This window comes from Endozoicomonas sp. ALC013, assembly GCF_049310205.1.
In the GTDB taxonomy this organism is placed as follows: domain Bacteria; phylum Pseudomonadota; class Gammaproteobacteria; order Pseudomonadales; family Endozoicomonadaceae; genus Endozoicomonas.
The window spans coordinates 1-18911 of record NZ_JBLYNS010000048.1 but is presented as its reverse complement, the minus strand read 5'-3'; the positions used below and the strand labels follow the sequence as shown (position 1 = coordinate 18911).

10 protein-coding genes and 1 pseudogene are annotated in these 18911 nt (G+C 48.7%); 8 read left to right on the top strand and 3 right to left on the bottom strand.

All coding sequences use genetic code 11. The annotated features are described in order from the left end of the window. Nucleotides 1–32: 32 nt before the first annotated feature. The 6 genes and pseudogenes from ACO6V1_RS10930 (at nt 33) to ACO6V1_RS10905 (ending at nt 5945) form a co-directional block, all read left to right on the top strand. The gene (locus tag ACO6V1_RS10930; protein ID WP_422466864.1) at nt 33–1652 is read left to right on the top strand and encodes a type I restriction-modification system subunit M; all 1620 of its coding nucleotides are present in this window, start codon (nt 33–35) and stop codon (nt 1650–1652) included. Further along, complete coding sequence (locus tag ACO6V1_RS10925; protein ID WP_422466862.1) at nt 1649–2836, top strand: restriction endonuclease subunit S; 1188 nt, start codon at nt 1649–1651, stop codon at nt 2834–2836. Before ACO6V1_RS10930 ends, ACO6V1_RS10925 begins: the two co-directional genes overlap by 4 nt. A gap of 186 nt (nt 2837–3022) precedes the next feature. After that, on the top strand, nt 3023–3166 hold the full coding sequence (locus ACO6V1_RS10920; RefSeq protein WP_422447033.1) for a hypothetical protein: 144 nt from the start codon (nt 3023–3025) through the stop codon (nt 3164–3166). After that, a pseudogene (locus ACO6V1_RS10915) lies at nt 3163–4039 on the top strand (virulence RhuM family protein). Before ACO6V1_RS10920 ends, ACO6V1_RS10915 begins: the two are co-directional and overlap by 4 nt. A gap of 219 nt (nt 4040–4258) precedes the next feature. Next, entirely contained in the window at nt 4259–5419 is a 1161-nt protein-coding gene (locus ACO6V1_RS10910) for an ImmA/IrrE family metallo-endopeptidase (RefSeq protein WP_422447031.1), read from the top strand. 25 nt (nt 5420–5444) lie between these two features. After that, nucleotides 5445–5945, top strand: coding sequence for a DUF4411 family protein (locus ACO6V1_RS10905; RefSeq protein ID WP_422447029.1), 501 nt, complete (start codon nt 5445–5447; stop codon nt 5943–5945). Nucleotides 5946–5968: 23 nt separating this feature from the next. Here the strand turns inward: ACO6V1_RS10905 and ACO6V1_RS10900 are convergent, their stop codons facing one another. After that, nucleotides 5969–6436 (bottom strand): hypothetical protein, encoded by a 468-nt coding sequence (locus tag ACO6V1_RS10900; protein WP_422463223.1) that lies wholly within the window; start codon nt 6434–6436, stop codon nt 5969–5971. A 261-nt stretch (nt 6437–6697) separates the two neighbouring features. Here ACO6V1_RS10900 and ACO6V1_RS10895 point away from each other — a divergent pair, with 261 nt between their 5' ends. Together ACO6V1_RS10895 and ACO6V1_RS10890 are read left to right on the top strand one after the other, a co-directional pair. Further along, nucleotides 6698–7447: a hypothetical protein gene (locus ACO6V1_RS10895; RefSeq protein WP_422447025.1), complete on the top strand. Its 750-nt coding sequence runs from the start codon at nt 6698–6700 to the stop codon at nt 7445–7447. Nucleotides 7448–7585: 138 nt separating this feature from the next. Next, a complete protein-coding gene (locus tag ACO6V1_RS10890; protein WP_422466860.1) occupies nt 7586–7852 on the top strand; it encodes a helix-turn-helix transcriptional regulator in 267 nt (88 codons plus the stop codon). A 119-nt stretch (nt 7853–7971) separates the two neighbouring features. Here the strand turns inward: ACO6V1_RS10890 and ACO6V1_RS10885 are convergent, their stop codons facing one another. Both ACO6V1_RS10885 and ACO6V1_RS10880 read right to left on the bottom strand, forming a co-directional pair. Continuing rightward, the gene (locus ACO6V1_RS10885; RefSeq protein ID WP_422447021.1) at nt 7972–8094 is read right to left on the bottom strand and encodes a hypothetical protein; all 123 of its coding nucleotides are present in this window, start codon (nt 8092–8094) and stop codon (nt 7972–7974) included. Between the two features lie 294 nt (nt 8095–8388). Beyond that, a complete protein-coding gene (locus ACO6V1_RS10880; protein ID WP_422466858.1) occupies nt 8389–18867 on the bottom strand; it encodes a calcium-binding protein in 10479 nt (3492 codons plus the stop codon). Nucleotides 18868–18911 lie beyond the last annotated feature (44 nt).

The window sequence follows — 18911 nt, the reverse complement described above, 5'->3', positions numbered from 1 at the left end:
CTACCCCCTTTAAAGTGAAATAGGCATCACCCATGATCACCGGCGATCTGAAAAGCAAAATCGACAAGCTCTGGGAAGAGTTCTGGGTGGGCGGTATCACCAACCCGCTTACTGTGATTGAACAGATCACCTACCTGATGTACTCCCGCATGCTGGATATGCAGGAGAGCAAGGACGAGCAGCGTAAGGCGCTGGCAGGGGTAGACTTCAAGCCCCGCTTTGCTGCCCATGAGCAGGATTACCGGTTCAGCCATTTTGCCAACCTGGGTGCTGATGAAATGATGGAGCTGGTGCGGGATGAGGTATTTCGTCACTTCAGAACGCTGAGTGAGAAAGGCTCGCTGCTCGGTAACTTTATGAAGGATGCCCGGCTGGAAATCGTTAAGCCCAGCTTGCTGGTAAAAGCAGTAGAGATGATCAAACAGTTACCGCTGGACCGGGGGGACACCAAGGGTGATCTGTACGAATACCTGCTGAGTAAACTGACCACGGCGGGCATCAACGGGCAGTTCCGTACCCCACGTCATATCATCCGGGCCATGGTGGAGATGATGGAGCCTAACCCGGCCCGTCATGAGCGTATCTGTGACCCTGCCTGTGGGACCGGTGGTTTTCTGTCGTCCAGTTACGAATACCTGCTGGAAAAATACAGTTCCCTGGATTCCGTCCATAAAGAGATGGTTATTAATCAGAAGGGCGAACCCGAAGCACAGTATGTCTATTCCGGTGATCTGCTGAATGAATACCGGAACCATGTGGACTACGACATGTTCCACGGTTATGACTTTGACTCCACCATGCTGCGCATTGCCGCCATGAACCTGATTATGCACGGGGTGGACGAGCCGGATATCCACTACCAGGACACCATGAGCCAGGGTTTCAGCGACAAATTCCCGGAAGCCTCCCACAATGCGTTTCATCTGATTCTGGCCAACCCGCCCTTTACCGGCACACTGGATGAAGAAGACATTGACCCGGTATTGCTGAAAACTGTGAAAACCAAAAAGACCGAGCTGCTGTTCTGCGCCCGTATTCTGCAAATGCTGAAAGTGGGTGGTCGCAGTGCCACGGTTGTACCCCAGGGAGTGCTGTTCGGTTCCAGCAAGGCACACCAGAGCCTGCGGGAAAAGCTGGTGGAAGAAAACCAGTTGGAGGCGGTGGTCAACCTGCCTTCCGGTGTGTTTAAGCCTTATGCCGGTGTGGCCACGGCGATTCTGATTTTTACCAAGGGTGGAGAGACCGATGACGTCTGGTTCTATGACCTGGCAAACGACGGTTATAGTCTGGATGATAAACGGACACCGATTGCCAAAAATGACCTGCCGCATCTAATTGCCAGTTGGAAGCAGTATCGCCAGGGCAAAGGGCGGCCGGTGGATGCCTTTATGGGGCAGAAGCTGAAGGCACAACTGGATCAGCAGTTCCAAGATGGTATTGGCGACAGTGACTGGCAGGACCGTACGAATAAGGCATTTGTCGTACCTCGAGCTGATCTGAAGGCCAATAAATACGATCTTTCCATCAATCGGTATAAAGAGGTAGTGTATCAGGAAGAGCAGTATGAACCGCCCAAAGAGATACTGGCACGGCTGAAGGTTCTTGAAAGGGAAATTCAGCAGGAGCTGGTGGAGCTGGAGGGGATGTTGTGAGCTGGCCTTTGGTGAAGCTGAGCGACGTTTCAGTAGTTAACCCTCGCTGTCCAAAAGATATTGATGGTTCTCAAGAGGTTACCTTTCTGGCAATGGCTTCTGTCTCTGAGGATGGTCGACTCCTGAACCAAGAGCCTCGCATACTTGATGAAACCAAAAAAGGGTTCACATATTTTGAGCGAAACGATGTCGTTCTAGCCAAAATAACGCCGTGCTTTGAAAATGGTAAAGCAGCTTATCTGGATAAACTAAATACCAGAGTTGGTTTTGGCTCTACAGAGTTTCATGTTCTTAGGCCGGAGCCTGAAAAGCTGGATGGCAAGTATCTGTTTTATCTGTTGTGGAATCCAAAGTTCAGACACTTGGGTGAGCGGAATATGTCTGGTAGTGCTGGGCAGAAACGGGTACCGACTAACTTTTTGAAAAATTTAGAAATCCCATTACCACCACTTTCCGAACAAAAACGCATTGCCGCCATACTGGATAAAGCCGACCAGCTACGCCAGAAACGCCAGCAGGCCATTGCCCTTGCTGACGACTTCCTCCGCAGCGTCTTCCTGGATATGTTTGGCGATCTGGCTTTCAATCCCTATGATTATCAACGAGTGTCGCTTGATTCTTTAAGTGTGAACGATGGGATCAAGTGTGGTCCATTTGGCACCCAGTTAGGTAAACATGAGTACCTTGCAGAAGGAGTTCCACTGTGGGGAATTAAACATGTTAACCGTGATTTTAAAGTAGAAACTGATGAGTACCTCTCAGCTCCTAAAGCTATAGCGCTGAAAGCCTATTCCATTAGACCCGACGATATCGTTATGACTCGAAAAGGAACCGTTGGGAATTGTCATGTATATCCGGAACACATGCCTGAAGGGATCATGCATTCAGATCTTCTTCGTATTCGCGTAGATGAATCCATCATTGATCCCTATTTTTTATCTTGGCAATTGAAGCTGAGCAGGGATGTCAGTCACCAGATTTCACTAATCAGCTCTGGGGCAATTATGGCAGGAATTAATGTGACCAAGCTAAAGAACATTGAAGTTTATGTTCCCGAGGTGACCCAGCAGATTAAATTCAGAGAGATCTTATTCAAAAAGGGGGAGTTAACACAGAAGTATAGCCAAGGTGATTTGGCTTTATTTGATGCGTTGAGTCAAAAAGCCTTCGCAGGAGAACTCTGACTAAAACTCGTTGAACTCGTTCCCACGGTCTCCGTGGGAATGCCTACTGTACTATGCGACACGGTATATTCAGATACGGAAGGCTCTAAAGCAGGGGAATGAATCAGTAACAACTGACTACCGATATGACGTTCCAGTACGACGAACTTAAAGCAGATGCCATAGTTAAACACCGGAGAATCATGAATGGCTGATAACGACCTGATCCTTTATACCACAGACGATGGAGAGGCCCGATTTGTTCTTAAAACGCTTGAGGGGCAGGTATGGCTGAGTCAGCTTGAACTGGCCGATTTGTTTCAGTCAAGCAGAATATCAGCCTGCACGTGAACCATATTCTGACAGAGGGAGAGTTGCAGGCAGAGGCAACTGTCAAGGAATACTTGACAGTTCAACAAGAAGGAACGAGAAAGGTTCAGCGCTCTGTTGTCCACTACGCTCTCCCCATGATTCTTGCTGTGGGGTACCGTGTCCGATCAATACGTGGCACCCAGTTCCGTCAATGGGCAACCCGCACTTTGGGTGAGTATATGGTGAAAGGGTTTGTTATGGATGATGAACGCCTGAAGCAACCCCGGTGGGACTATTTTGATGAGTTGCTGGAGCGTATTCGGGACATTCGCTCTTCAGAGCTTCGTTTTTATCAGAAAGTGCGAGATTTGTTCGCTGGCGGAAGACTATCGAGCTAATGAAAAAGATACGCAACGACTGTTCTCCGAAGTTCAGAACAAACTGTTTTTTGCGGTCACGGGTCATACGGCGGCTGAGCTGATTGTTGAACGCTCGAACCCGGATCAACCCAATATGGGGCTAATGAGCTTTGCAGGTGACAGGGTCAGAAAAGCCGATGTGGTGATTGCCAAGAACTATTTGAATGCAGAAGAGCTGGATCACTTGAATCGTCTGGTGTCGATGTTTTTTGATTTTGCCGAGCTGAGAGCAAAACAAAAACAGCATCTCACGCTGGCCAGCTGGCGTGATTATATCAATAATTTTATGACTTTTAATGAACAGCCATTACTGAGCAATGCAGGACAAGTCAGCCGCAAGAGTATGGAAAAAATAGCGGGTGAGCGTTATGACCAGTTCAATACTCAGCGTAATCAGGCTGAGGCTCTGGAAGCCGACAGAAAAGAAATGGAAGCTCTTGAACATCTGGAAAAGCAGTTGTTGCAAAAACGTAAGAACGATTCAGAGCGTTAAGGGTGGCCCATCAGAAACCCATGATCTTAATTTGTTAAGTCGAGAGCAATATTCTGATCGGTTGGTAAAGTATACACAGAGAGGTACATATCAGGAGGATGGGAAGGCAACCGTGGTTTTCCCTCGTTAGCTAGCTGGGGGCATTAAACCAGGCCTTCATGCTACCGATGGGTAATCCATAATGATATTATCCCCACGATTACAGAATGGACCTCAATAATGAACGAAGCCATGATCAATCCGGAGATTGTCCACTGGGCGCGAGAGCGTGCCGGGATGGCTCCTGCTGATCTGGCGGGAAAGTTAAAACAGAAGCCCGAAAAGCTGCTTGAGTGGGAACAGGGCAAAAGTCGGCCCAGTTTTTCCCAGGCTCAGAAGCTGGCAAGCCACCTCCGGATTCCTTTCGGTTATCTGTTTCTTAAAGAGCCTCCTGAAGCTCCTTTGCCCATACCTGACCTGCGTACCGTGGGCAGTCGGGTATCCCCTGAGCTGGGGCAGAATTTCCGTGATCTCCTGAATAATGTGCTGCTCAAGCAAGAGTGGTTTCGGGAGTACCAGATTGAAAACGGGAATGACAAAGTTGAGTTTATAGGCCGCTGTTCTTTGAATGACGACGCTGCCAGTGTGGCTGAGGATATCGCTCGTACGTTGGGTGTAACGGCCGCTTTACGGAAAGGTGCCCGGAACTGGGAGCAATACCTGAGCTTGCTGATTGAAAGGGCGGAAGCCGTGGGCATTCTGGTGATGCGAAGCGGCATTGTCGGCAGTAGTTCTAATAGAAAACTGTCTGTGGAAGAGTTTCGGGGGTTTGCCATCAGTGATGATTATGCCCCGCTGATCTTTATCAATGCGGCCGATGCACCTGCCGCGCGGCTGTTTACCCTGGTTCATGAACTTGCCCATTTGTGGGTGGGTAACAGTGGTATTTCTAATGTTCCGCTGGATGATTTTTCTGAACGAGGTCACCAGAGGAAGGAAGAGGCATTTTGTAATCGGGTTGCTGCTGAGTTTCTGGTGCCTGGTAAAGAGTTTGTGAATGACTGGCAGGCAAAGCGCAGCCTGGTGGAAAACTGTGCGGATTTAAAAAAGGTTTATAAGGTCAGCCCCATGGTGTTGGCACGTCGTGCCTATGATCTTGGTCTGATTCCCCGCGAGGAGTATCTGGACTTTTATCATGCTGAGCTGAAAAAGTTCCGGAATCAAAAAGGCGGTGGTGGTTCTTTTAATCTGAACCTGAAAACACGCAATGGCGTTCTTTTTTCTACGGCTGTTGTGGGGGCTGCAATGGAAGGGCGCTTGTTACTCAGGGATGCTTCCCGGCTTTTGAATATCAATAAGATCAGTACTCTCAACGATTTTGCCAAGTCTCTGAATGGATAGTCTCTTAATGTAGGGTGAGCTGTTGATGCAATACCTTTTGGACGCGAACACGTTTATCCAGGCGAAAAACCAATACTATGCTATGGACATCTGTCCCGGGTATTGGGATTGGCTTGAGCGGGAGAATGGCCTGGGCCGTATAGGCAGTATCAGTGAAGTCGCCAGAGAGTTGAAAAAGCAGGAAGACGAGTTGAGTTCCTGGGTTAAAGGACGAAATGAACCGGATTTTTTTCTGCCTGTTGATGATCAGCAGACACAGGAAATCTATACGGAAATCGCCAATTATGTCGTTCAAAACTATGAAGAGAAGCACTTTGCGCCTTTTCTCAATGTCGCTGACCCATGGCTGGTGGCCAAAGCAAAGGTAACAGGGGCGGTACTGGTTACCCATGAAGCACTGGTACCTGCAAACAGCAAGAAAGTAAAAATACCGAATATCTGCAACCAGTTTGATGTGCAGTACATGAGCACATTTACCCTGCTGAGAAGGCTTGATGCCAGGTTTTTTCTTCAACCGGCTGCTTGATATTGGCTTACAGCTTGCTCTTCTTAAAACATTGGCCCCGTACACTGACCATTAATCATCTGACCATAGCAGGTTGGATGATTCGCTGTTTTGGGCAGAATAGAGCCGTGACACACGCCGTTCACTATAGACCCAATGCATTCGTCTGCTCGGTAGACTTTGGTGCCGTAGCTGGACTGTGTCGCCCTTCTGGCAGATGAGTTCTGAATACCTCGATTCATGGTACTGACATAGAAATCCATCTGTTGCTGATATTCAGAGGCCAGACACTGTTCGTAGGCAAGAGAATCCATTTGCCCTGATGATTCTTCCTGCTGCTTCTGACAGCTTTCTTCAGCTCCATTACGTGCCATCTGGTCAAAAGCATTGTAATAGGTTTCGTATACAGCGATTTGAAGTTCTCCAACCTTCCGGGCTACGGATGTACATCCTGTAGAGGCAATGGTTAATCCGAGAATAACTATGAATGTTAGTTGACGGCTGATGTTCAAATTTGTGGCTCTGAAACAGTGGTTTGATGATGCCGAGTGTACATTTTGAAAGCTTTTAATCCATGCGGATAATGCACTTTATTTGAGACTTGTTCAGCCGTTTTGCTGCCGAACCTTGCCATAAATCGATGTTGGTCTCGTATTTATACATTTCAGTTTTAGTCTTTGAGAATTTGCAGTCATCCCGAAGTTGGTTATTGCCAAAAATAATTCGTAATGGCAGGTTATTGGTTGCTATATGTTGCAACAAGGACGTATGTGATGACTGTTCAATTACGGTTTACGGATGAAGAAGAGTTAAATGTAGGTCAAGAACTTGAACATTCCTGCCTGCTATTGGCTGGGATTGAGACTGCTGGCAGTTTCGATGAGTTTGTGGACTGGTATCGGGAACAGGAAAGGGAGTCTGATAGTATTCGACAATCTAGATTGGGGACTATCCATCGTGGACGAGAAGACTATTTGCTTGGTAATCATTGGCTGGGAAGATTTAAGGAAGCGCAAAAAAACTACTCGACAATACTGAATCGACATAAAGAAGGTAGGACCGAACTGAGTTTTCATAGCTATTTAGCTTGGGATGGAGTGACTCGTGAGTCGATATTGATCACCAAACTTGAGTTACAGAAATACTGTTGCGAGAGAGGAATATTTCCAGAGTTTTTACTGCCTTTTCATCCTTCAGTTGTTTCTGGGCGAGTTGTTGAACAAATAGCGTCATCCACTCAGACAGCCACGGAAAATAAAACTCTGAAGTTGAGAGTGGAAGAGCTGGAAAAAGAATTGGCTCTGGCCTGCCTCTTCAGAGATTCTTCACTTCCGGCATACCAAGAAGAATTGGTTATCGCTGTTGACCTTTGGTATGAGTTTCATGGACAAGAAGTACGGAAGAAATCGCAAAAAGAGGTGATGAGAGGATATTTAAAACAGCACCATAATCACTTGAGTGGAAAGGCTGTCGATCGAATTCTAACAATGGTCAACTGGAAGATGGGGGCACCCAAAAGTTAAATTTGTTCATCTCTCTCTGACCCCTTACTGACTGGGCTATTCACCTAAGTCCGCCCCCTTCTTCAGAAAGTCCGCTCCCTGTTTGGTGGTTTCTTTCTATGGTTTTCTATCTTTGCACTCACAGCAAGGATACGGCTTATGGCAAAAAAAGTTTTTGAGCAGGACGCAATCAAACGAGGTTTTACCCCGGAGCAGGCGTCGAACTATACAGGTTTTTCAAAATCACTGATTGATCATTATCGGACAGATGGCCAGGTGAATGGTATTTCTGGCCCAGCATTCATAAAAATTGGTCGTAAGGTGATCTACCTGAAAGAAAGTCTTGATGAGTGGATGGACAGTTTTACCCAGGTACGTTCATTGGCTGAACTGACGTTGAATGAGCCAGATGATATCAATGGATAAAAAATCGATTCCTGCTCATTTCCGAAACTTGGTGATTCCTGATACTCGGCTCCTGATGTTGTATGCAGGGGCTCCCGAGTGTTGGGCTGCTTCTCGAAAAGACAGTTCTGCGGGGCTATTCAATCACCTGGTATTACCGGAGTTGAATCAGGCTGAGTATTTTTACTGGCCTGTGGCGCTGCTCCGTTGTCATCATTAACTTTGATCGTCTGAATATGCACCTGGCGCATAAGCTCGCTCATATCATTCTTGAGGCGGGTGCAAACGATGTGGCTTTACGGAATATGCCGGATCAGACGGTCTTTACGAGTATTCTGGAAGAATAGACTAGTGGCACTGTCCAAAATGGATCGGCCTGCTGTTCAAAAGTGCCCCCCCCTACTGCTGATGGCACACCGTGCTGCAATGTGTCCATTCAGAAAAAATTTGTAACAGCAAGTTTAACCCGCTGTAACCTGCTCGTACCCCAAAACCAAAAAGGCAGCACCAGTTACCCAGTGCTGCCTTCATTTCATCGTGAATATAAGGTGTAAACCTTAACTCACGGTCGTCTGCCAACTGGCAGCAATCACCGGAGTAACCTGATCGCGAACGTTCTGTGGCAGCTGAGCTTCACCAGCTGGCGGTGCATCAAACCCAGCCATGGCATTGACCAAGTTCTCCACCTTGTTGGCCAGCAACACAGCATCGCCCGTGCGGATTTTATCCAACTTTTGGGCATCATTGCTGTACCAGTCCTGTACCGTAATCTGATCATCAGAACCGATAACATCAATCAGCAGATGGTCACCGGAGCGGGTAAACCAGAGGTTTTCTTCTTCAATGCCCAACAGCTGCAGTACATCCTGATCCACTGCTGAATTGGACAGGTTATTGATCGTGTCAGCACCACCACCTGTTGTGAAATGGTAGGTATCATTTCCATCACCCCCCATCAGATAGTCATTGCCAACGTTGCCATGAAGATGATCATCGCCGGCTCCACCATCCAGCATTTCAGCATCGGAAGAGCCAAGAATGATCTGATCACCAGCCTGGCCGTTCAGAATCGTGGCATAACCCCGTTCGTCCGGAACGTTCTGGTAGTCCGGTGAACCATTGGTATCAGGGTTAGTGCCACCAAAAGCACCGAATATCTGATCTGCGGTAATCTGACCGCCACTGGCAAACCGAATGGTATCCACTACGTTATCACCACCCAGGAACCAGTCTTTCAGCGTAACCGTATCAGTCCCACCCTGAATATTGAGAATCAGGTCACTACCAAAACGGCTGAGGCCTGAGGCTACCTGGTTAAAGCTGATACCTTCAAACAACAGCGTATCATTACCACCGCCAGCATTGTTGATAACGTCCTGACCATCTCCGGCAGTAAACACATAGGTATCGTTACCACGTCCACCTTTCAGAGTGTCATTTCCAGCCTGTCCATTCAGGGTATCGTGACCATTTCCGCCCTCCAGAAGATCATCACCGCCATCCCCGGATAGCTGATCATCGCCATTAAATCCACGGATGTGATCAACGTTGGTTGTACCCGCTAACGATGCGTCATCACCGGCTGTGCCATCAACCTCATTAAGACTGTTTTCAGAAGGGGTTGGAATGGCCAGACCAAAGGCAGCAAAAATCCGGGCTGCCGTGATCTGACCACCAGTAGCAAACGTGAAGCTGTCGATCAGATGTTCACCGCCCAGGAAGAATTTCTTGAGGGTGATCTGATCCGGGCCGCCATTCACCTTGAGAATCAGGTCATCGCCCATTTTGGACAGGCCAGAGGCTACCTGGTTAAAGGTGATACCATTTACAAAGTGCACTTTGTCGGTACCACCACCCGTGTTATCCACCACATCCTGTCCACTGGAGAAGTGATAGATATCATCTCCCTGACCGCCAATCAGATGATCGTTGCCAGCTCCGCCAATCAATGTGTCATTACCGGCACCGCCCAGCAGCACTTCATTGGCAGCGGTCCCTGTGATGACATCGTCACCGCCCAGTCCTGGCTCGGTTGGCTCACCGGTCTCTCCATCCTGGTTACCCCCACCGGAACTGCCACCAGAGTTATCTCCCGATTCATCACCATTACCGTTGCCAGTCTCACCTCCGCTGCCATCACCACCGCCCGGGAGAGCCGTCAGTAACGACGCAAAGCTTGAGGCCGGGATAGCATAGCCACCGTCAGAAGGTTGCACATAGCTGATGGCTTTCTCACCACCAAGGAAGTGATCTTTCACCCGCAGCTGTTGCTTCAGATCATTATCCAGAAGCATGACCAGATCATTGCCATCCTTATGGAAGCTGATCCGGTCACGGCTGATACCGCCATTGAAAAGCACCCAGTCGGTACCGCCACCCGTGGCATCAATGGTATCTACACCGTCTCCGGCCTGATAATAGTAGTGGTCATCACCGACACCACCATTCAGGGTGTCGTTGCCATCTTCGCCGTTTAGAACGTCATTTCCAGCACCGCCGGCAAGGACATCATCACCAGACCCCTGACCAGAACCATTACCACCCATCAGGCGATCGTTTCCATCACTACCTTCCAGCCGGTCATTGCCGGACATTCCGAACAGGGTGTCATCACCACCTTCACCCAGAACCTTATCATTGTTTGCACTACCAACCAGACGATCACCGTCGTTAGTGCCTTTCACCACTGAAGCAAAGTCCGGATCACTGCCCCCGGCAACCAGCTGATTGATCTTGTTGGTGGTGATCATAAAGCCACCATCTGGCTGTACACCATCCAGTGCCCAGTCACCGCCAAGGAAGTGGTTCTTTATGCGGATGGACTGACCTGTCTGATCTTTCATGGCAATCAGCAGGTCATCCCCATCACGGCTGAAGTCCAAAGACTCCGGGGTTGCACCACCCTGAAGCAACAACAGTCCTTGTCCGCCACGGTTATCAATAACATCCGCGCCATCACCCACAGCCCAGACGTAAGTGTCCCGACCCGCGCCGCCTATCAAGGTGTCGTTGCCGCCCTCTCCACGAAGCTGGTCATTACCATCACCACCGAATAAACGATCATCACCGCTTTCACCGTCCAGGTAATCATCACCGGCATCGCCATGAATCACATCATTACCGGCACGTCCCCAGACTTTATCGTCTCCGGCACCGGCATGGATTTCATCATGATGATCACGGTAGCCAATCATGGTCTGATCGCTACCGTCAGTTCCATAAGTTACTACCTGCTCTTCAAGGTCGGCATCGGATAAGATGGTGCCATCGGCAAACTCAAAACTATTGATTTTGAAGTGCTCGGTAGGCTCCCGGAACCAATTCTCAATGGTGATCTGGTCACTGCCGTTACTGTGGCTGATGACCATATGATCCCCTCGACGGGCATAGGAAAGATCAATGGCGGCAATGCCTTCACCAAAACGAAGCACATCAAAAGAGGCGTCATAATTGCTATAAGCTTCGCCCAGGCGCCGTTCAATCATCCGGTCAGCACCGTCACCCAAATTAAACAAGTACAGGTCATCGGTGAAACCACCATAAATAGTGTCATCACCTGCGCCACCTTCCAGGGTACTCAGAACACCTCTTTCCCAGGGCTGGCTGTCCACAATCAGGGTATCGTTACCTGCATCCCCCTTCAGGGTACTGCCACTCTGGCCAGTCAGCACATCCTGACCGTCGCCACCCACTAAAAGACCACTGCCTTCCAGGGTGTCGTCACCATCGTTACCAAACAGATCACCACGGCCAGATAATTTGTCGTTACCTTCACCACCACGCAGGGTGTTATTACCGGTGTGGTCGGTGAGCACATCATCGCCAGTGCCGCCACATAGGGTGTCATCACCCCAGTCACCGTTCAGCGTGTCATTGCCACCGTCACCAAAGAGCTGGTCATCGCCGTCGCCACCGCTGAGGTCGTCATTCTGATCACCACCGAGAAGATGATCATTACCGTCCTGGCCGAACAGGGTATCGACACCTTCACCACCTTCCAGGCGGTCATCGTCACCTCCACCTTCAAGACGGTCATCGCCCTGACCACCCAACAGAACATCCCGGCCGCTTTCACCGTAAAGCGTATCTGCTCCGTCACCGCCGTCGATCTGATCATGGCCTCCCTGACCATGAACCACATCATCTCCACTCAACGAGGTGATCGCATCATTCTCAGCATGGGCAAGAATCTGATCATCAGCTTCAGTGCCTTTGACCGACTGAACCAGAATGTCGTCTGTATTCCAGCGGGTGCCATTGGCAAATGTAATGACATTAATGGCACCAAGGCTGACAACACCCGCCTGGTCGGTAAAGTGATTGAGGATACGAACACTGTCATTACTGTCTGCATGACGGCTAATGACCAGATCATCGCCCTGTCGACGAAGTAACACATCATCGTCGTTCAGGTCTTCAAAGATCAGGGTATCAATGCCAGCACTATCTTCAATAACATCATTGCCATCACCGGCTGCAAAATGGTAGGTGTCATCGCCAACGCCCCCTTCCAGCTGGTCGTTGCCAGTACCACCACGCAGGCTATCATCACCCGCATTACCGACCAGAGTATCGTTACCCGCGTCACCGGAAAGCGCATCGTCTGTCTTATAACCTCGAAGCAGGTTATCGCCACCATCGCCAAGCAGTGCTTTATCCAGCAGGAACTCTTTGTTCCAGACGGTGCCATCAGCAAACGTCACCGTATCCAGAGCGTATCTGGAATGCCCTTCATCCTGGAAGAACCGGGAAACAGTCACCTGATCACGCTCGCCGTAACTGAGCAACAGATCATCACCAGCCCTTGATACCGCAACACTATCCGGTGAAACACTCTCCGCAAACTGAATGGTATCTGCGCCGTCACTATCGTAATTATGAATCACATCCTGCCCGTCTCCCGCAGCAAAATGATAAGTGTCAGCACCTTCACCGCCGGTCAGGGTGTCATTACCCAAGCCACCGGTTAGTTGATCAGCACCGGCTTCGCCTTCAAGGGAATCGTCACCACCATCACCGACAAGTATGTCATTACCAAAACCGCCCTGAAGACGATCCTGACCTTCACCACCACTGATAACGTCATCTCCACCATAACCCAGCACATGGTCATTACCATCGAGAGCAGCCACCTGATTCACCAGATTATTGCCCTCAATCACATCATCAAGGCCGGTGCCTTCCAGTGTTTTTAAGTTAATCGCTGTTTTATCCAGAACCCGAGTATCTTCATCAGGGCCAATCAGAGTCAGGTCACTCGATGGCAGGTCGTTAACAAAGAAATACTTGAGCGTTATTTTATCTTCTGCACTGTCACGGAAGGTCAAAGTCAGGTCATCATCCACCCGGCGGAAAGTGATCTGATCCAGATCAAGACCTGTCAGTAATATACGCGTCTGCTCCTCATAGTTGTCCCAAATCTCATCCTTTCCATCGCCCTGGGCAAAGTGGTAATCATCAGCCCCATGACCGCCACTCAGGTTGTCATCTCCCTTGCCACCGGCCAGCGAGTCATTTCCATAACCACCATGGAGTCGGTCATTACCTGTACCACCAGTTAACTGGTCATCATTCTGGCCACCATCGAGGTAGTCGTCCCCTTCACCGCCGTAAAGCTGGTCATTGCCGGCATCACCATAGAGACGATCATCATTGTTGCCGCCATCAAGATAATCATTACCAGCTCGGCCATGGAGGGAGTCATCGCCCTCTCTGCCTTCAAGGCGGTCATTCGATGCATAGCCCAAGAGTTTGTCATTACCGTCTGTGCCCAGAAGCACTTTGGCTTTCACAGTTTGAACATCCCACTGTGTACCATCAGCAAACTCAATCTTATCAACCGCGTAATTAGTTGCTGCATCACGATGAAAGTAGTTGTTAATACGAACCGTTTGGGTCTCATTAATGAGCAGTAACAAGTCAGAGCTCTGTCGGCGGGCTATCACTCCCTCCGGTGAAATTCCTTCACCCAGTTGAATGCGATCCGCACCACTGCCACTTGAAGATTCGGTGATCGTGTCATGTCCATCACCCTTGGCAATCACATAGGTATCATTGCCAGAGCCACCATTTATCGTGTCGTCGCCTTCACCAGCCACAATGGTGTCAGAGCCAGCCCCGCCATAAATGACATCATCCCCCTTGAGGCCGCTGATATGATCATCCGATGCATACCCCCAGAGCTTGTCATTACCATCTGTGGCCTGCATTACTTTGGCTTTGACGGTCTCAATATCCCACTGTGTACCATCAGCGAAATCAATCGTATCAACCGCGTAATTGGTTGCTGCATCACTGTTGAAGTAGTTGCGAACACGAACCGACTGATCACCTCCAATATATAAGAGAAGGTCTGCATCCAGCCGCCGAGCCACAACATTCTCCGGTGAAATTTCTTCACCCAGTTGAATGCGATCCGTATCGCTGCCACGCCAATATTCAGTAATCGTGTCGTGCCCATCACCTCTGGCAATCACATAGGTATCATTACCAGAACCACCATCTATGGTGTCATCGCCCTCACCAGCCACAATGGTGTCAGAGCCAGCCCCGGCATAAATCACATCATTACCCTTAAGGCCGCTGAGGTGGTCATCTGTTGCATACCCCCAGAGTTTGTCACTACCGTCTGTGGGCAGCAGCACTTTGGCTTTGACGGTTTCAACATCCCACTGTGTACCATCAACAAACTCAATCGTGTCAACCGCGTAATTGGTGCTCCCATCACTGTTAAAATAACTGCGAACGCGAACCGACTGGTCATCTCCAATGAGCAATAGAAGGTCTGCATCCTGCCGCCGAGCCACCACACTTTCAGAGGTAATCCCTTCACCCAACTGAATGCGATCGGTATCACTGCCACTTGAAGACTCAATGATCGTGTCGTGCCCATCACCTTTGGCAATCACATAAGTATCATTGCCCGAGCCACCGTGTATCGTGTCATCATCTTCACCAGCCACAATGGTGTCAGAGCCAGCCTCAGCATAAATAACATCATTGCCTTTGAGGCCGTTCAGATGGTCATCCGATGCATACCCCCAGAGCGTGTCATTACCGTCTGTAGCCAGCAGCACTTTGGCTTTGACGGTTTCAACATCCCATTGTGTGACATCAGAAAAAACAACCGTGTCAACCGCGTAATTGGTGCTCCCATCACTGTTAAAATAGTTACGAACACGAACCGACTGGTCATCTCCAATGAGCAATAGAAGGTCTGCATCCTGCCGCCGAGCCACCACATTTTCAGAGGTAATCCCTTCACCCAACTGAATGCGATCGGTATCACCGCCACTTGAAGACTCAATGATCGTGTCATGCCCATCACCTTTGGCAATCACATAAGTATCATTACCTGAGCCACCGTGTATCGTGTCATCATCTTCACCAGCCACAATGGTGTCAGAACCAGCCCCAGCATAAATAACATCATTGCCTTTGAGGCCGTTCAGATGGTCATCGGAAGCATACCCCCAGAGCATGTCCTTTCTGTCTGTAGCCAGAAGCACTTTGGCTTTGACGGTTTCAACATCCCACTGTGTCCCATCAGCGAAGTTAATCGTGTCAACCGCGTAATTGGTTGCTGCATCAAGAAGAAAATAATTGCGAACACGAACCGACTGGTCATCTCCAATGTGTAATAAAAGATCTGTATTCTGCCGCCGAGCCACCACACTCTCCGGTGAAATCCCTTCACCCAGTTGAATGCGATCCGTATCACTGCCACTCGAATGCTCAGTGATCCTGTCATGCCCATCACCTTTGGCAATCACATAGGTATCATCACCAGTCCCACCTTCAAGCCTGTCATGACCCTGCCCACCATTAAGCTGGTCATTACCGCCGTAGCCAAAGATATGATCATCACCGGCAAGCCCCTCAAGATGATCGTCCACAGCATAACCGTAAAGATAATCAGTGCCTTCCGAACCATCTTGAACCAACGCCTTCACATTATCAACTGACCACTGTTCACCACCGGCAAACTCAATCATGTCCAGTGCATAACCACCAGTAGCATCACCATTAAAATAATGATTAACGGTGATCTGCTGCCCGGAGTCTTTAAATGTCAGGATAAGATTTTCATTGAAACGAGTGGCACGAATAGACTCGGGCTTTATACCTTCTTTAAAGCGCAGCACATCACGACGGTTTGTATGGGTATCGTAGTTATTGATGGTCACATTGCCATCGCCGGTGCCATACAGGTACACGTCATTGCCACTACCACCGGTCAGAGTATCTGTACCGCCGTTGCCATCCAACACATCATTGCCATCGCCGCCATTCAGACGATCGTTGCCAGCAGAACCGATCAGGTAGCTGTTGCCATTGGAGCCAATATGGTTTTTCTTCCAGAAGCTGACATCCTGGATTTCGCCCGTTAGCAAATCATGGAAAATTGCAGCACCTGGCACCTCTGACAACTGCGCAGCCATTGCCTGCTCATTAACACCCAAATGATGACGGAAGGTGCTATAAATGTGAGCAAAAGCAACAGCATCATCTGTCGTACTCAGAGTTTTGGCGTATTCAACCAGCGATGCCTCAAGCATTTCCTTGTCAGCGATTTCCACCCGGTTATTAGTGACTGAATAGAATGTGCCTTTAAATGCATCGCTCATGACCGATTGCACCAGAAACCGTTCCGCATAATGGTGCTTTAATGCCTCAAAACGGCCATCAAGATAGCCAGAATTTAAACGTCTAACGGTAGGGTTTCGACCTTGCGCAAACTGGAACTCAATAGTTCCTTTAAATTCTTCAATGCCAGAAAAGCTCTCCATAATCCAGAGCTTTTCAGTAGTAGACAATGGTCGATTAGTACTCAACCCAGCCTTTTCCCTGAGTGCGGTTAAACCCGACCAGTCCGCAAGCACCTTGTCAAACTTCGCATAAACGGTTGCCGCATCAGCTGCTGCCAACGATTGTACAAGTTCCAGTGTGGTATCATTTTTGGCGTATACGGATTGCAAATCCTGCACGGAACCAAATCCGCGGAGCAGCGGTAAATCAATATTCTGTTCCAGCAAATCTTCCAGAACGCTGCGATCCAAAGTATGAGTGCCAGGATCTTTCGTCACACGGTTATCAAGCTGAAGGTCAAATGCAGCGGCATAAGCCTCGTCTCCGTTGATAATCGCAGAACCTTCCGCCAGGATACGGTTACCGTTACTGTCCTTGTTGACTTCTTCGTGTTCCAGATTGATGGACTCAATTCCCAGAGATTCGAGAGTATGAAGCTCATCCTCCTGGCTCAAACCATCCTGATTAGTATCCTTCCAGACTTTCAGGCGGGAAAAAATCTCATCATTACTGTCAATCACGCCATCATCATTGCTGTCACCAGCCCGCTTTAACGCCTTGAAGCCATTGATCTGAGCGTTACCAAACAACTCAGAAATACCATCAATCGAACCATTGTCGTTCAGATCATTAACCAGCAGGCCATCGTCAGCATTAATCCATCCAACTTTCTCGGCAATACCATCTTCATCAAGATCAAAGAAGGCCGTGCTCGATTCAACGTTACTGGTTGAAATATCACCACTGCCATCCAAATCGAAAGAAAGCGGATCAAAACTTCTAACCGTTGTTGCATTTGGATTGTGCTCGGGTGGCTCTTCCGGCTCTTCATCTTCGGTTTCCAGCCGGATACCTAACTGGCCATTGGTGAAGTTATTGATGGTCAAGCCGCCATTGATGGTCAGGGTTTTACCACTGAGAAAATAGGTATTCCCGCCGCCTTTATATTCATTGGGTGGATCATCTTGTCTGCGGGAACCACCAGAGAGGGCCTTGCCTCGCAACAAGACGACACCATTACCATCAGAATCGAGGATCGTATCCTCATCATCTGCATGATAAATATCTCGCCCATCCCCGCCATAAAGGTTGTCTGCACCTTCGCCACCGAGCAACGAATCATCGTCTTCTGCGCCAATCAGGGTATCATCGCCAGCCCCTCCCAAAAGGGCATCATTGCCAGCATTACCGACCAGAGTATCTTCACCATCACCACCATCCAGATGATCGTTACCCTCACCACCCAGCAGATCATCATTACCGCCTTTACCGAGCAGCTTATCATCGCCATCCTGGCCGTTCAGTGTATTGCGGGCATTGTTGCCGGTAATTTCATTATCAAGTTCATTACCAATACCAACCAGCTCTGCTTCACCGGTCAGCTCAAGGTTTTCAAGATGATCGGACAGTGTAAACACGACCGAAGATGTGACCGTATCAATACCTTCATCAGCTTGTTCAATTACCTGATCGGAAGCACTATCAACAATGTATGTGTCATTGCCCTGACCGCCCTCCATAATGTCGTTGCCGGATTGCCCATCCAGAGTGTCATTACCACCATCAAAATCTGCCAGGTAGTTATCACCGGAGTCTCCGGTGATAGTGTGATGAATGGTGGTATCATTCTGGATAGCTTCGCCTTCAGGAATCAGAAAGCGTCCATTGTGAAACGTAAAACGGTCACTTTTATCTGCCAACCAGCGGTTCAGAAGAACCAGCTCTTTTACCTTGAACCCATTACCATGAGCTATAGATGTCAGTGTATCCCCACTTTTTATGACATAAATACCTTTTTCACCCAGATTGATTTTTTCACCAATACCAAGGAATACATCAGAAGAAACAAAGCTCTCTGAAGCAATACGATGAAGGTTATTCTTTAGAACAATTCCATCATTGCGGCCCTCAATAACAGCAAATCGTTGGCCATTATTATCAATATATTTAATCTCAGGGATGCTGAGAATGGGCTTGAGATTGTCCTTCAGGTAATCTTCGTAGCTTTGAATTTTGATCTCGAAAGTTGTTGAGTCTACACTTACAAAACCACCTTGTTGATCAGAAAACAAGTGGACTGTTTCAGGCTCAATGGAAGTATTTTCGATAATGGGTGATGGACTAATAATCGCTTTTCTGTCGCTCTCTATTAAGCTAAAAAATTCATCATAGAGATAACTAGAGAGGTACGTTCCTGCTGTCGCTGCAGCACCTAATAACACAGCCACTCCAATAGCTGGCGCTGCAACGCCACCAATAAATGTTCCAGCAA

What these genes read in the sequence shown, in the direction of transcription:
- ACO6V1_RS10930 (WP_422466864.1), top strand. Translation starts at nt 33, where the DNA reads ATGATCACCGGCGATCTGAAAAGCAAAATCGACAAGCTCTGGGAAGAG.
- ACO6V1_RS10920 (WP_422447033.1), top strand. Translation starts at nt 3,023, where the DNA reads ATGGCTGATAACGACCTGATCCTTTATACCACAGACGATGGAGAGGCC.
- ACO6V1_RS10910 (WP_422447031.1), top strand. Translation starts at nt 4,259, where the DNA reads ATGAACGAAGCCATGATCAATCCGGAGATTGTCCACTGGGCGCGAGAG.
- ACO6V1_RS10905 (WP_422447029.1), top strand. Translation starts at nt 5,445, where the DNA reads ATGCAATACCTTTTGGACGCGAACACGTTTATCCAGGCGAAAAACCAA.
- ACO6V1_RS10895 (WP_422447025.1), top strand. Translation starts at nt 6,698, where the DNA reads ATGACTGTTCAATTACGGTTTACGGATGAAGAAGAGTTAAATGTAGGT.
- ACO6V1_RS10890 (WP_422466860.1), top strand. Translation starts at nt 7,586, where the DNA reads ATGGCAAAAAAAGTTTTTGAGCAGGACGCAATCAAACGAGGTTTTACC.
- ACO6V1_RS10885 (WP_422447021.1), bottom strand. Translation starts at nt 8,094, where the DNA reads ATGAGCGAGCTTATGCGCCAGGTGCATATTCAGACGATCAAAGTTAAT.